Origin of the sequence: Bartonella sp. MR63HLJHH, from assembly GCF_042194155.1 — a bacterium.
Classification (GTDB): domain Bacteria; phylum Pseudomonadota; class Alphaproteobacteria; order Rhizobiales; family Rhizobiaceae; genus Bartonella; species Bartonella grahamii.
Map to the genome: position 1 here is coordinate 61210 of NZ_JBHIMN010000001.1, position 15337 is coordinate 76546.

Annotated in this window: 12 protein-coding genes and 1 tRNA gene; 6 read left to right on the top strand and 7 right to left on the bottom strand. The window is 36.4% G+C overall.

What is annotated here, in order from left to right:
• Nucleotides 1-327: 327 nt before the first annotated feature.
• The 4 genes from holA to ACFIKQ_RS00285 are packed head-to-tail and all read right to left on the bottom strand — an operon-like array spanning nucleotide 328 to nucleotide 4092.
• Entirely contained in the window at nucleotides 328-1368 is a 1041-nt protein-coding gene (gene holA / locus ACFIKQ_RS00270; protein WP_375635325.1) for a DNA polymerase III subunit delta, read from the bottom strand.
• Nucleotides 1369-1372: 4 nt separating this feature from the next.
• Nucleotides 1373-2167, bottom strand: a complete 795-nt coding sequence (locus ACFIKQ_RS00275) for an ABC transporter ATP-binding protein (protein ID WP_015857078.1) — start codon at nucleotides 2165-2167, stop codon at nucleotides 1373-1375.
• The gene (locus ACFIKQ_RS00280; protein WP_375635326.1) at nucleotides 2160-3056 is read right to left on the bottom strand and encodes an ABC transporter permease; all 897 of its coding nucleotides are present in this window, start codon (nucleotides 3054-3056) and stop codon (nucleotides 2160-2162) included. Before ACFIKQ_RS00280 ends, ACFIKQ_RS00275 begins: the two co-directional genes overlap by 8 nt.
• 58 nt (nucleotides 3057-3114) lie before the next feature.
• Nucleotides 3115-4092 carry an ABC transporter substrate-binding protein gene (locus tag ACFIKQ_RS00285; RefSeq protein ID WP_375635327.1) on the bottom strand — a complete coding sequence of 326 codons (978 nt, stop codon included), beginning with the start codon at nucleotides 4090-4092 and terminating at the stop codon, nucleotides 3115-3117.
• A gap of 185 nt (nucleotides 4093-4277) precedes the next feature.
• Between ACFIKQ_RS00285 and ACFIKQ_RS00290 the strand changes: the two genes are divergently transcribed.
• The 3 genes from ACFIKQ_RS00290 (at nucleotide 4278) to ACFIKQ_RS00300 (ending at nucleotide 5632) form a co-directional block, all read left to right on the top strand.
• A tRNA-Gly gene (locus ACFIKQ_RS00290) sits at nucleotides 4278-4352 on the top strand.
• A gap of 473 nt (nucleotides 4353-4825) precedes the next feature.
• The gene (locus ACFIKQ_RS00295; RefSeq protein ID WP_375655534.1) at nucleotides 4826-5371 is read left to right on the top strand and encodes a hypothetical protein; all 546 of its coding nucleotides are present in this window, start codon (nucleotides 4826-4828) and stop codon (nucleotides 5369-5371) included.
• Between the two features lie 48 nt (nucleotides 5372-5419).
• Complete coding sequence (locus tag ACFIKQ_RS00300; RefSeq protein ID WP_375655536.1) at nucleotides 5420-5632, top strand: GNAT family N-acetyltransferase; 213 nt, start codon at nucleotides 5420-5422, stop codon at nucleotides 5630-5632.
• Nucleotides 5633-6952: 1320 nt separating this feature from the next.
• Here ACFIKQ_RS00300 and thiD read toward each other — a convergent pair.
• Entirely contained in the window at nucleotides 6953-7807 is an 855-nt protein-coding gene (thiD, locus tag ACFIKQ_RS00305) for a bifunctional hydroxymethylpyrimidine kinase/phosphomethylpyrimidine kinase (RefSeq protein ID WP_375635329.1), read from the bottom strand.
• A gap of 129 nt (nucleotides 7808-7936) precedes the next feature.
• On the opposite strand from thiD, the gene ACFIKQ_RS00310 reads away from it, so the two are divergent.
• From ACFIKQ_RS00310 to ACFIKQ_RS00320, 3 genes are all read left to right on the top strand, one after another.
• Nucleotides 7937-8734 carry a 1-acyl-sn-glycerol-3-phosphate acyltransferase gene (locus tag ACFIKQ_RS00310; RefSeq protein WP_015857082.1) on the top strand — a complete coding sequence of 266 codons (798 nt, stop codon included), beginning with the start codon at nucleotides 7937-7939 and terminating at the stop codon, nucleotides 8732-8734.
• A 706-nt stretch (nucleotides 8735-9440) separates the two neighbouring features.
• Complete coding sequence (locus ACFIKQ_RS00315; RefSeq protein WP_375646917.1) at nucleotides 9441-10532, top strand: D-alanyl-D-alanine carboxypeptidase family protein; 1092 nt, start codon at nucleotides 9441-9443, stop codon at nucleotides 10530-10532.
• 416 nt (nucleotides 10533-10948) lie between these two features.
• Nucleotides 10949-12010: a CobW family GTP-binding protein gene (locus ACFIKQ_RS00320; RefSeq protein ID WP_375655538.1), complete on the top strand. Its 1062-nt coding sequence runs from the start codon at nucleotides 10949-10951 to the stop codon at nucleotides 12008-12010.
• 1533 nt (nucleotides 12011-13543) lie between these two features.
• Here the strand turns inward: ACFIKQ_RS00320 and ACFIKQ_RS00325 are convergent.
• The gene (locus ACFIKQ_RS00325; protein ID WP_375635332.1) at nucleotides 13544-14293 is read right to left on the bottom strand and encodes a L,D-transpeptidase family protein; all 750 of its coding nucleotides are present in this window, start codon (nucleotides 14291-14293) and stop codon (nucleotides 13544-13546) included.
• 40 nt (nucleotides 14294-14333) lie between these two features.
• On the bottom strand, nucleotides 14334-15290 hold the full coding sequence (locus ACFIKQ_RS00330; RefSeq protein ID WP_375644415.1) for an acetyl-CoA carboxylase carboxyltransferase subunit alpha: 957 nt from the start codon (nucleotides 15288-15290) through the stop codon (nucleotides 14334-14336).
• Nucleotides 15291-15337: the final 47 nt, after the last annotated feature.

A 15337-nucleotide genomic window follows, 5' to 3' on the forward strand; every position in this document is an offset into this window, starting at 1 on the left:
TCTGTTTTGCATGAGGGGTGTTACCCCAATTAAGGCGCTATGAACCAGCCTAATATTCACCACATACTCACACAAAAACACCGAATGCGTAAAATTTTACCTGAGCTCTATATCACGAACCAACAGTGTTTTACGGCACAACAAGATAATAAAACGGTGTAAAAACTGCCTTTCGAAGATAAATAATTTTTCTAAAGAAAAATTTCTATAAAACTTTCAAGCTCTTCAAAACTACAACTAACCTCTACTTGTTAACACAAAAGTTTTAATTGCTGAAAATACCTCTGTGGCGTACTAAAAATAAAAAATCATCATATTTTTAAACTGTTAAGCTGCCATCTGGCGTCGTGCAATAATTGTGAGCCCTAACAAAACTTGACGAATGATAGCTTCACCCAAAAGTGGATTTTTACGACTGTCTAAAACAGCACCCTGAATTCTTTCCATTGCGTAGGAAATCTGTTCTAACTTCCAATATTTTAAAGCTTGTTCAACTGTCTTTTTCCGTTGAAAAAAAATGGGAGGCCGTGCTTGAGAAACCACCGTAAAAGGCGATTTTCCTTCAACCTCTACCTGATAACGCAATAGCTGTAATTGCTGAAAATGCCTTTGTGCTGTACTCAAAATAAAAAAAAGCGCCCCATGCAATGCTGCATGTCGATTAAAATGCACTTCAAAGCCTGATATATCACCTAATAAAAGAGCATCTATGACTTCATCTTGAGAAAGAGCACTGACATCGCTTACAACAGCTTTCACATCTTCAAGAGTAATATGAACATTTGCAGCATAAAGACAAAGCTTTTCTAATTCACCTCGTGATACAAGGCGATCCGCCCCTAAACTTTCATGCAACCATCTACGTGCATCCAAAGAAAGAGTCTTTTTAAACTGCTCTAAAACCTCATCAATCAAACCGTCAAGAGAACGCATATCATCCGCAAAACAGGGCAAAGCCATTGCTTTTGATGACGTTTCAACAGCATTGCGCAACCCTGTTCCTTTTTTTAAGTCCCCTGATTCAATGAGAATAAAACAGGCTTCTGGTGGCTTCTCAATTAAAATTTTCAAGGCAGCAAGAAAACCTTTTTGGTTAGCAGCATTAGAGATCCATATCAAACGATCTCCCCCAAAAAGCGATAACGTACGCGCTTCATTTTCCAAACGTGCAGGATCTTTATCAATTTCAGCAGCATCCAAACGAACTGTCGAAAATGGATCTTCTATTGCTACCTGTGTAAGTTTTGCAAAACATTGTGCACGCTCACAAATAAGACCACGATCTGGCCCATAAATGAGAACAATAGGAAAAGCACGTGAAAAACGCGTTAAAAACTGATCAACTTCATGTGCTTTTTTCTGAGCCACATTATTAATCCATTAACAGTTCATCATCATCAAGAACTTCCCCGCGAACTTTCTGAAACATGCCAATTAAATCATTGACATCCAAGCCCTTACGCTCTTCATGACAGACATCCAAAATCACTTTTCCACCATGCAACATCAAGGTGCGATCGCCATAATCAAGAGCCTGACGCATAGAATGAGTCACCATGATAGTCGTTAGTTTTTTCTCTTCAACGATTTTTTCAGTCAACCGCATCACAAAATCAGCCATTCCAGGATCAAGCGCTGAGGTATGTTCATCAAGCAATAAAACATCCGCATGGGCTAATGTTGCCATCACAAGGCAAACAGCTTGGCGTTGCCCACCTGATAAACTGTCCATAGGATTATGAATATATGCTTCAAGACCAATGCCTAATTGAGCAATTTTTTCTCGAAAAAATTGCCGTTTCTCATGGTTTAAAGCCGAACGCAAACCACGACGACTTCCTCGAAGAGCAGCAAGAGCCAAATTTTCTTCAATTGTTAAAGAACCGCAACTGCCTATCAAAGAATCTTGAAAAACACAAGCAACCTTTCCAGCGCGTTCACTGACTGATTGTCTAGAAACATTTTGCCCATTGATAACCACTTTCCCTGTTGAGGGAAGCGTTGCACCTGCTAAAACACTGAGCAAGGTTGATTTACCAGCGCCATTTGAACCGATAACCGTAACAAAACTACCCTGATCAATTTTAAGGTTAATATCAATCAAAGCCTGTTTTTCCAAAGGTGTTTGCGGTTTAAATGTAACCCCAACATGAGAAAACTCAATCACGTTTACGCCTCCTCCAATAGCGTGGCACAATAAGGGTTAAAATAACCAACAGTGAAGTAATCAACTGAAGATCTGTCGACGTATCAATACCAATTCCATTTGCCTCAAATGCAAATTGCACCGCCACACGATAAAGCACAGACCCCACAATACAGCTGATTATAATCCAAAAAATATTACGCGTACGAAACAAAGTTTCACCGATAATCACAGCTGCCAATCCAAAAACAATTGTTCCAATTCCACCGGTAATATCCGTTGCAATTGCAGTTTGAATATAAAGAGAACCACCAAGTGCAACACAGGCATTTGAAAGCCCCATACCAAAATAAATTAGCGCCGACGTATGAACCCCTTGAGCTGTAGCCATCCGTGGATTAGCTCCCATTGCACGCATAGCAAGACCTATTTCACTTTCCAAAAAACGCCAAATCAAAAACGCTACAACCAGCAATACAGTACCAATGAAAAGAGGACGCACAAAAATATCAGACAAACCAAACAGATTATAAAAGGGCGTTAACGCCGTATCAGCAAGCGCTAAATTAATATTAGATCCTCCCATAATTCCCATAATACGAAGATTAACCGTATAGAGCGCTGACATTGTTAAAATGGAAGCCAAAAGATTCAAAATACCAAAACGCAAATTCAACATAGCTGTTAATAAACCAGCTACCATGCCTGCACAAAAAGCACATGCCATAGCTGTCCATGCATTAAAACCTAAAAGAATCAAGACGCCACAGACACAAGACCCAAGAAGAAATGAGCCATCAACTGTTAAATCAGGAAAGTCCAAAACGCGAAAAGAGAGATAAACCCCTATAGCCACAAACGCATAAATAAGACCCAATTCCACAGCGCCAGAAAACGCAAATATATTCATGTAAAGACAATCCCCATGAAAACTTAACGTATTTTATTGTATCAACATCCTATCAAAGTTATTGAATCACTTTTGTCGCACGATCAATAACTGCCTGCGGAATAACAATCCCCGCTTTTTCTGCTGCTTTCATATCAATTCGAATGTCATTACTAGCCGCCTGCACAACATCAATATCACCAGGCTTTTCACCCTTTAGAATACGCACAACCAATTTCCCAGCTTCAACCCCTACATCATAGAAATTTACGCCCTGCGTCATAAAAGGACCGCGTCCAATAGAATTAGAATCGACAGTAAATACAGGAACATTTGCTTCCTGTGTAACTTTTGCTGCTCCTTCTAAAACAGAAAGAACCGTATTATCAGCGGGAATAAAAATAACATCCACTTTACCAATTAAAGCCCGCGTTGCCGCCTGAACATCAGAAGGTTTTGGCGCCGATGAAGGAATGACTTCAATTCCAACTTTTTTTGCCACGTTCTTTAACACCTTAAGTGTTGAAACAGAATTTGCTTCAGAAGCATTATAAAGATAACCGAGTTTTTTCAAATCTGGTTTTACTTCTTGTAAAAGTTTAACACTTTCTGCAACATCTATACGATCAGAACTTCCCGTCATATTACCGCCAGGTTTGGTAAGCGAAGAAACGATTTTAGCTCCAATAGGATCAGAAATCGCAGCAAAGACGATAGGAATTGTTTTTGTCGCCGCAAGCATTGTTTGTGCTGAAGGCGTGGTAATCGCTACAATAACATCAGGTTTATCACCAACAAATTTACGTGCAATTTGCGTTGCTGTTGAAATATTGCCTTGCGCTGATAAAAAGGTAAGTTGAAAATTTTCACCTTGCTTATAGCCATTTTCTGCAAGAACATCTTCCACACCTTTACGAACGGTATCCGCAGCAGGATGGACCATAATCTGTGTAATTGCAACTTTAACGCGTTTAACTTGGTCATCCGCTTTTGCAACACTGTTCATCATAAAAACAGCTGCAATGATAATCCCTAATATTTTTATTCTCTTCAACATTATACTCCACCCCTCTCTATGCAAAATTAAAAAAGGAATAATCTATTACTGAAGAATCTTCTAAAATCAATCTTTATTTCAATTTATTAAAACATGTACAAAATAAATCAAACTAAAATGATATTTTTTTGTTGCAATTCGTAGAAGCCTACGCCATACAGGCAAGATATATATCGAATCGGTCAGCGGGTGTAGCTCAGGGGTAGAGCACAACCTTGCCAAGGTTGGGGTCGTGGGTTCGAATCCCATCGCCCGCTCCATTGAATTTTGTATTTATTCGCTCTTGCGTGTGTAGCTTGCCAGCGGGTTTTGTATATTTTGCCACTAGGTTTTTTGCCAATTTATTTTTTCTCAAAGAGTTTTAAGATTCGTAATTTCTTGTGAAGCATCTATTGGATTGGGGCTTAGATCATAAGATAACAATTTTTAACTTAGACGGATTTTTTCTGGAAGGTTACCGTTGTCTATTAGGTCGTTAAATCCGTGTAAAATAAGCTTGAAAAGCGAGATGGACAATTCCCATTGGTTCATGACGTTATTTGGCAACAATAACTTTATTTCTTGCAATCCCGAGAATAGTTTTTTCAGTATTCGCGGCAGATCTTTTACGACCTTGGCAGGTTATAGAGGCGTATTTAAAAGAATTTGGGATTACTTTTGAGCTAACGGATTTTCTTACAGCCCCAATATTAAAAGATTAATTAGAAATGATGAGCCATGACAAGAAAAACAAATGTTAAACAAATCAAAAATTGACTTATCATTAGAGAATAATTTTTGCTCAAAGGTACGTTTTTTACCAAAATCATGCCCTAAAATGAAGGTTGTTGATTTTCCAAATGGAGTATCTTCTGTTAATTCAACATTTGCTTCAGACACATTCAATATTGTCTCTGCTAAAAGTTTACAAGAAACTATACCTACAAACCAAGCAAAATCCATAATCCATTCCTTTAATGCACAAAAACTACCTTTAGCTTGGTGGGTTGGACCTCATTCGTCTCATTATAAAGTTGATGAAGTTCTCTTATCTATTGGTTTAGAGCATGTTGAAACAGAGGTAGGAATGGCAGTTTTAGCACAAAATATAGACTCACATGTTACTTCTACGCCAGATAATTTCAAAATCAAGGAAGTTGAATCACTTCAAGATTTTAGAGATTACGGAAATGTTATGGCATCAGTCTTCGAGCCTTTTGATGAAGAAGCGGTTATATTTTATGAAACAATAGGCCGTTGTTATAAAAGATGTAGAGATGTTCGTTGGTTACATAAATAATAATCCTGTAGCAATATGTTTTTGTATTAAGCAGATGGAGTTGGTGGAGTGTATGATATTGTCACCAATCCAGATTTTCAGAAAAAAGGTGTTGGGACATTCATGACAAAAATTGCTATTGAGCATTTAAAAAGAAAGAAATGTCATGTTATTGGTATGCAAGCATCTCACGAGGGAATTGGCATTTATAAAAAATTGGGTTTTATAAACTTTGGTGAATTTAAAGTTTATTCCAATAAACACATGATCATTGAGCGATGAATTCTTTTCATCGATAAGCGAACTTATTATTTTCAGCAAAACTCAAATACAGAAAACCAATCTATACAACCAAGAAAGTTTAGCCAATCTTCTTTAATACTGATAGTGAAAAGTTAAAAAAGTTATTACAAATATAATTGTTTCAAATGACTCACTCAAATTTTCTTACTTTTATAATTTTCAGGATCATTGTCTTAAAAAAGATATCTATCACAGATCTAAGTTGAACAAGTGAAAATTTTATTTGATATGATCGATAATTTACTGTCTGTTACTGATAATTATAAAAAACTCGAAAAAGCAAATATTTAAAACTACAGTTATATCATAGTTTGTTAGATGGTTAGTCTGTTAGTCAATTAATAGAAAAAATCTTCGCTTTATACAATAACCAAAGGAGCTTCAAAACCCTTTTAAAGGTCCTTTATGTATATTGTTTCTTTTTTTAGATTACAGTTGATGATGAGAAATCTCTTTAAAATAAACATGTTAATTAATAATATAAGTGCACTCTACTTGAAGCATACTATTTTATATGAGGAACAAAACTTCAATCAACGTAAAATAAGGTGTTGAACAGTCATAGTGCACAATAAAATCAAATCATTTTAAATACTTAATGGTGAAATCCATTAAATGACAGAATAAAAATTCAAGTTTGAAAAGATTAAACCACACGCTACAAGTCTATTGAAACTCCGATTGTGCGATCGACTACCTTCTCGCTAAAACTTAATCACTATAAATATAAAAACCTTAAAGCCGCTCTAAATCCATAAAAGTTTCTAGATCTGCTGTATTAAATGTTGAAACTCCTCACGGCTGCTTATCTGAAACGCCAACAATTCCATAAAGCAGTTCCATAAAAAAAGGATAATGACGTTACGTATCAATTTCCATTTAGAAAACCCTACCCATGCCGACAAAAAATTCTGTAAATATTAGATATATTCAATAATTTTTATAACGACTTCGGCTCATCCTGTTTTGCCACCAATGTAAGAAACAGCAAATATAGCGGGATCATCCAGCTTTAATATCGCCTTGTAAAAGGTCTTTCCCTCTACTCTTTTTGCTATCAAATCCTGATTTTACAATTCCTTGCTCTCTTTTTATACTCAAAATTGCCTCTGAAACAGGATAGATTAATCGTAAAAAATATATAAAAGAAATAGATTATAACATTTTTTTCTCATTCTTCTTAATACAAAATAACTGTTAATCTACAATGCGCTAACACTTATCAGTCATAAGTCCAAAACAGCATATAATGACGAAACAAATTCATAGAGTGAAGATTTTTCACAATCAATTATTGTATTAATCTTTCCATAATGCATAAAAATGATGAAGCGGCCCTCGCCCTTTCCCTACTTTTAAAGCATTTGAGGCAGTTAAAGCGCCATGCAAATAATCTTTTGCTTGTTTAACAGCGCAATCCAAAGGTTGGGTAGGTAACAGAGCTGCAATGGCGGCAGAAATGGTACACCCTGTCCCATGATCATGAGTGGTTGAAAGACGAGAAGCCTCAAGTATAACAAGGTTTTCACAATCACAATAAAGATCTGGACTAGAATAATCGTAATTTTCTGTACTATTCTTGGTAAGCGTATTCAAATGTCCCCCTTTTAACAAAACTGCATGACACCCTAGCGCCAAGAGTCGTGGAGCATATTGATACATAGTCTCTAAAGACCATTGCACTTCACCTCCCAATAACAGTGCAGCTTCAGGCAAATTTGGCGTGATCAAAGTTGACATCGGCACAAGAACATCACGCATAATTTCAATTGCATCAGACTTTAAAAGAACATCACCACTTTTTGCAACCATAACCGGATCAAAAACAATAAAACGTGCTTTATGATAAGCAAGACGTTCTGCAATAACCTGTGCAATCTGAGCATTTGCAACCATACCAATTTTAACGGCATCAACATGGATATCCTCAAAAACAGAATCAATTTGATCTGCAACAAAAGAAGCATCTAATGCCTGAAAAGAACGCACACCCTGAGTGTTTTGTGCAACAACAGCTGTAACCACACTCATACCATAAGTTTTCATAGCTGAAAAAACCTTCAAATCCGCCTGCATTCCAGCGCCACCAGAAGGATCTGTTCCCGCAATAGATAAAATCCGTGGAATAAAAAGTTTATCTTTTTGTAATTCCATCAACCTCTTTCCTTCTGTTTTTAAATATCGGAAAATGAGTTACCGAAAAAATAGATGCTTGAAAAAACATAAAGAAGATGTTTTCTCATGTGAATTATATTATATACGAAGTCTTCTTATAGATATAAAATGGAAAATGTAGTGCTTATCCTTCGTTCTATTCTTTTTACGTTCGCTTTTTATACAACAACTTTCATACAAATGATCCTTTACGCTCCCGTTTATTTTTTAATGCCCCGCAAAAAGGCATGGATTGTCCCTAAAACATGGGCGCGCGTTACACTCTTTTTGCAAAAATACATCGCAGGTACAAGTTATGAGATTGAAGGTTTAGAAAATCTTCCCAAAGGAGCTTATATCATTGCTCCAAAGCATCAATCGGCTTGGGAAACTTTCAGTCTTGTTCCCTATTTAGATGATCCTACTCTCATTTTAAAACGTGAATTGATGTGGATTCCATTGTTTGGCTGGTATATGGCAAAAACACAAATTATCCCCATTAACCGTACAACGCCCATCAAAGCCTTAAAAATGGTTATACAAAAAGCAAAAGAGAAAGTAAAACAAGGGCGCCAAATCTTGATTTTTCCCGAAGGAACACGCCGACAACCCGGTCAAGAACCAGATTATAAGTCAGGAATTGTCGCGCTCTATAATGAATTAGGGCTTCAAGTTGTGCCTATTGCACACAATGCGGGTTTATACTGGCCACGCAATAATTTTCGCCGCTATCCCGGAACAATTCGTGTCCGTATTCTTCCCCCGATAGAAGCTGGTTTAAGCAAACGTGATTTTCTAGATCAACTTGTCCAAAAAACTGAAAAAGCGTGTGATGAACTGCTTCTCTTAGCAGCTCAAGATCCTACCCCTCCTCCTATGCCACCATACGCTGTTCAGAAACTTCAAAAACTAAATCATTCATCATGAAACAATGTATTGATTGATCAGAATAACGCATCACTTTGTATATTGAGCGGCGTATATGGAACAAAAATATAAGAAAGATACTTCAAACTTTCTAATTCAAAATTATAAAACACATGTACATTATAAGAAATGACCAATGTATGAATTTTTTTTGAGAAAGAATTCTTCCTCTCTTTAAAATCGTTTAAATAACATACATAATATTGATTTATAAGGATATTTTATCGTTATTCAACTTGAATGAGACCTCGAAATACCGTAAGATTCTCTCATTTCAAATCTATTCCATATTGAATCAATTAGAATCATTTGCTTGCACATTACAAGCAGGGATATCTGTGTGAATAAAACGATACAAGAAAAGATTAAATGCTTTTTACGACCCCTCTCAAGTGCCAAGGGCTGTCCTAACAGGAGGACAAGAAAAATGTATGATTATGCCGATTCGTTCCTTCCTAAGAAACATCAATCCCCCAAGAACCTGAAATCTTGTACAATCTTCATTATTTAAAAAGTATTTCTTAAGATACTGTAAGTCATCAAACCAAATTCAAGGGGAAAATAAAAATGAGTATTGGTTTTTATCTCCGAGACACAACGGATACAGCAATTAACCATCTTTCCTTCCTAACCTAGACTTAAAAGCTTTGTGTGCTACATTAAAACAATTCTAAATAACGAATAAGAAGGAACTCGATTTAAATTAATGCAACGTCTCTTCTATAATTTATTTTTTTCTGTGATTTTGAGTTTATTCAGCGCTGTTGCTCTAGCGCAGCCTTTTATTTCTGTTGATGTTACAACGGGGCATATCTTAAAACATAATCAAGCTTTTGAGCGTTGGTACCCTGCTTCCTTGACAAAATTAATGACCGCTTATGTTATTTTTCGTGCCATGAGCCGAGGGGAAATTTCACCAGACAAACATATCACCATCAGCGAATACGCCGCAAAAGCTCCCTCATATCGTTCAGGCTATAAAGCTGGTTCTGTACTCACACTTGATACAGCCTTAAGTATCACCATGGTTAAATCTACCAATGATTTAGCCATTGCCATGAGTGAAGCTGTTGCAGGTTCACAGAAAAATTTTGTACGTAAAATGAATAGAGAAGCTAAACGTTTAGGCATGTTTGGAACGCATTTCGCAAACGCAAGTGGTTTACCAGACCCTCAAAACTACTCCACGGCACGCGACATTGCTCTTTTAGCCGTTCAAATACGTCGAGAATTTCCACAATATGCTCATTATTTTTCTATTCCAGCCATTGATTTTGGTAACAATCGAAAAGTCCAGCATAACTCAAACAACCTCATTGGCCGTTTTTATGGAATAGACGGTATGAAAACAGGCTTTATTTGTGCCTCGGGTTTTAATCTTGTTGCCTCAGCCACACGCAATAAACGTACAATTATTACTGTCATTCTAGGTGCTAACAACATAACTGAAAGAGAAGAAAAAGCTGCACAACTTCTTGAAACAGGATTTTTGCACCAAGGAAGACCCCAATTAACACTAGCAACATTAAAACCTTATGGGAGAAATATAACACAAGCCAACAATATGAGACAACAAACATGCACACCTGAAGCCATAAAAATGCATGCAAATTCATATGATGATCAAGGAAATATTATTCTCACCTCACCTTTTATCACTGCTCCACCTCCTTTTTCTCATCCTTTACCAGTACACCTCATTCGTACGCCAAAAACACCTAAAATAACAGTAAAGCCACTAAGAAAGCCCTATAGTTCGTATAAAAGACGCGCAAACCATTCTATAAAAAAGCCATAAATCATAATCTACGATTAATTATAATACTTTGATTTATAATGATAATTAATTATTTTGTATCTTATGTTAGAACCACAAATGTTGTAAGATTCTCTCATTTCAAATCTGTATTTGTTGAATCAATAAAAACCAGTCTCTTGCACGTCACGAGGTAGATGAACATGTAGATAAAATAATTAAAACAAGGAATAAAAATTCCTCCTATAAATTCTTTCAAGAACCAAGAATTATCATAACATTGACGCTAAAAAAGTGTATGATATACCCTGCATACACCTACCTTTATAAGCGTAAAGATAGTGGTACAATGGATTTCATAGGGTGTTAACCATTATATCCCTCACGGACACCATTATAAATTGGTTAAACGTACTGAAATATGTTTTTTTAAAACAAAACCACGGTTGATGATTAACATGAAAATAAAGCGCATCCCTCTCACGCTTATTACTGGTTTTTTAGGCTCTGGCAAAACAACTTTGCTCAACCGTATGCTACAAGACCCTCTTTTAACAGAATGTGCTGTTATCATCAATGAATTCGGCGAAATCAGTATTGACCACCTTCTAGTTGAAAAAACGACAGAGGGAATTATTGAGCTTGCCAATGGCTGCTTATGCTGCAATTTACGCAGTGATCTCATCGACACATTAATTGATTTAATAAATCGCGTTCAGACAGGACAGATCAAACAACTCAATCATATTATCATTGAAACCACAGGGATGGCTGATCCCGCCCCTATTTTACAAATACTTTTAAGCCACCCGTTATTTATTCAAACATTGTCCATAAATGCTGTTCTTGCAACATTTGATACATTAAGCACACTTTCCATATGTGAGCGCTATCCTGAAATATATAAACAATTAATATTTGCTGATAAAATTATTCTCACCAAAACAGACCTTATGACCCAACAAACGCTTTCAGATACGCTCCTTAACACACTTAAAACGATTAATCCTACAGCACAAATCATTGACGCCCATTCTGAAGATTTCTGTTCAAAGCTATTAATAAATAACACATTATGGGATGAAAAAGTAGAAAATACAAAACTTAAACAAAATCTTACGACTACCCCACATGATCATACCTCCCATAAAACCATTCGTACCTTTTCACTCAACTGTGAGGGTCCTGTTGATTACGCCACAATTGAAGCTTTTTTAGATCTCCTACAAGAGCGTTATGGTACAAAACTATTACGTATTAAAGCAATTATCGCACTGCATGATGACCCTTATCGCCCACTTGTATTACATGGCGTACAAACATTTTTTCATCCTCCCATAAGATTGCCAGCATGGCCAAAAGGAATAAAACAAACACGTTTTGTCATCATTGCCGATGGTGTTGAAAAAGAAGCAATACAAAAGCTCCTCAATGCTTTCTTTAATAAACCAGCAATAGATACTGCAGACAAAACAGCTCTCTTAGAAAATCCTCTGGTCATTCCAGGAATAAAATTTTAATTTTTTCTCCCCTTCAATGATATAACATTAAATTCATTGGTACTACCATCTTTATGCTTTTAAAGGAGCAAACTGGCATCATCACACACTTTGCTAATCCCCAATGTCGAACAAGCTCTTGGCACTTTAGATGGTTCATAAAAAGCGTTTTAGTCTTTTCTTGCACAGCTTTACCCCCGCGGCTATCCCCGTTTGTAATGCGCAAGCAAATGGTTTTAATTGATTCAACATGGAGAAACTTTGAAACGGGAGAATCTTACGGTATCCAAGATACTAATTCAAGTTGAATAACGCTAAAAATATACTTATAAATCAATATGTTATAAATTTATAAACATTCCTATTCAAGTTTATTCACATAATGGAATAAAAAATAAGAAAATACACATTTTTAACAATGCGTTCTAAACAATAATGCCTCCCATAAAATTATTCGTACCTTTTCACTGGACGACAAAATCACTATAGACTACCACAATTGAAACTTTTTAGCTCTCTTACAAAACCGCATGACGCAAAATGACTACGTATTAAAACACTCCAGCGCTAACATATTACCCTTATCTGTAAAATAGTCGCCTTCACACAAAATAGAACATCATTTTATCGCGAATTCACGCACTCGTTTAAAAACACCGTCTCTCAATACGCATCATTCCTATTTCAAAACGCTACCCATAAATAATATAATACAAAATTCTCCATCTTTACTCTATAAATATGCAAACTGGTAGCCTCATACTCTTGCCAGTTAAAAATGTTTTAGAAAACTTGGCACTTTAGAGTACTCATGAAAACTATCTGTGCTCTTTTCTTTAAGAGTTTTATTCACATGCTAATCCAATTTTATGGTGTGCAAAAAATGGTTTCGATTGATTCATTATAAACAGATTTTAAGATAAAAGGATCTTATGATATTGAGTCCCTCAATTCAAACTAAAAATAATAAACTGTCATTGTAAATCAAATTGTTATGATAAAAATTTTAATATCCATAAATCTGTAATCAGATTGTTTTCTCTCTAAATGTACTTCATCTGCGAACCACTTCATGTGATTCATTTCACAGACCGATTGGACAAATTCTTGGTTCTAAAATATTCTGCTCAACTCTATATTTACTCCAGCTAAGTGAAATCAAAATCCCTGTTAAGAAAAAAACAAAATCAGACAGAGGCAATATCGCATTTTAAAATGTGTGAATCTATCTTGTATAATAGCACGACAAGATAATATTTTACAGCATGAAAGAATAAAACTCTTTGAAAGAAATAAAAAGAGAAGTACATTTTATATTAACTTACTCTTCACTAAAAATGAAGATTGACCGATGTGCAAATAATCCAACTTCTTTGAGAAAATTCCTCTTGGCTTCCCACTTCATCTGATTTACTTACATAAGACTCTATGAAAAAACTCTAGGCTTTAAAAGACTGACTACTCACTTAAACACCTTATGCGTAAAGTTTTTGCATATCCTGTATCGCCATTTATAAGTGATAGTGTCTACGGTCCATCAGGATACAATAACACTCACTGCAATAGAGAAACTGAAGTTTTATCAATATCGCGATTAAAAACGTAACGTTTTCCATAAACTTCAACAGTTGGAGGCTGACGATTTTTTTCAAAAAAATCATAACCTTTCTTAAGCATAACCCAGAATTGATAATGAGGATCATTGCTATGACGTAACATATTATCCTCGGTCATGCGGAAAGGAAAGGCCTGCAACTGAAACTCTCTTTGTCCTCCTTTAAAAGCATCCCGTGCAAACGCATAAATTTGAGCCATGTTCTTATCACTCATAGAATAACAACCTGCGGAAAAGCAAGAACCGTGCACCATAAGATTGCTTCCTGTACGACCATTTTCCTGATCATAAAGGTTAGGAAATCCTATATTAAAAGAAAGATAATATTTTGAATAAGGATTCATTTGGTTTGCGCTAATAGTATAAAAACCCTCTGGTGTCTGAAGATCCCCTTCTTTATATTTAGGTCCAAGCTTACCAGACCATTTGCAAATGCCATAGCGAGCAACCAAGATAAAAAGCCCTGAACGAGATTGCTTCCAAACTTCAGCAAGATTTTCTTCCTTGAAAAATCGCATTACAATTGGTGCATAAGGATCAATATCGTACAAAGCCATTCTGTTCTGGATTTCTTGTGGCAACGGCTGCTCAACTTTGGCACGAATAGAAGCTGGCAATCTTCCCCCACATGCCGCCAATATTCCCATTACAAACAACACACACACAGCGAGGAATCTGCTAAATGTCATCGAATAAAACTCCAATCCAACACCCCTCACAAAAAATAACCTATGTTAGAGATCGACCAATTTGAAGGTATTTTTCCCTTCGCTCTTGTTTAAGAGCTTCACCATCTTTTCCAGCCATAACTTTTAAAGCCTCCGAAATAACATCACCCGTTGCATCAATGACAATCTCTTTGCCACGATGCGCTCCCCCTAAAGGTTCCGAAATAATGCCATCAATAATCTTTAAGCGATATAAATCTTGAGCGGTAATACGCATATTCATTGCAGCATCTTTTGCACGAGCTGGATCACGCCATAAAATAGAAGCTGCTCCTTCTGGTGAAATAACAGAGTAAATTGCGTGCTCCAACATATAAACTTTGTTGGCAGCCGCGATTGCTATCGCCCCTCCAGAACCGCCTTCTCCAATAACAACGGAAACCACAGGAACTTTCAAACGCAAAGTTGCAGCTGTTGATTGAGCAATTGCTTCCGCTTGCCCACGTTCTTCAGCACTCACACCAGGATAAGCACCTGCTGTATCAATAAAAGTGAGAAGTGGCAAACCAAAGCGGTCAGCCATTTCCATAATACGTACAGCTTTACGATAGCCTTCTGGACGTGCAGAACCAAAATTATAACGCAAACGTGTTTGCGTATCGTGACCTTTCTCTTGACCGATATAAGCAACTGCTTCTCCCCTAAAGCGTGCAAACCCAGCTTGAATAGCCTCATCTTCAGCAAACTTGCGATCTCCTGCCAAAGGCGTAACATCACTCAATAAGCGTTTAGAATAGTCCATAAAATGGGGACGATCAGGATGACGAGCGACTTGTGTTTTTTGCCACGGCGATAATTTTTTATAAATATCGCGCAACGCTGTTTGGGAACGCGTTTCAAGACGAGCAATCTCGTCACTCATATCAAGACTGCCTTTTTCCTGAGAAATTTTTTTTAATTCAAGAATTTTCCCATCAAGATCAGCAACTGGTTTTTCAAAATCAAGATAATTATACATTTGTACCAACTCATTCAGTGTCACTTATACACTTATAATTTGCTTTA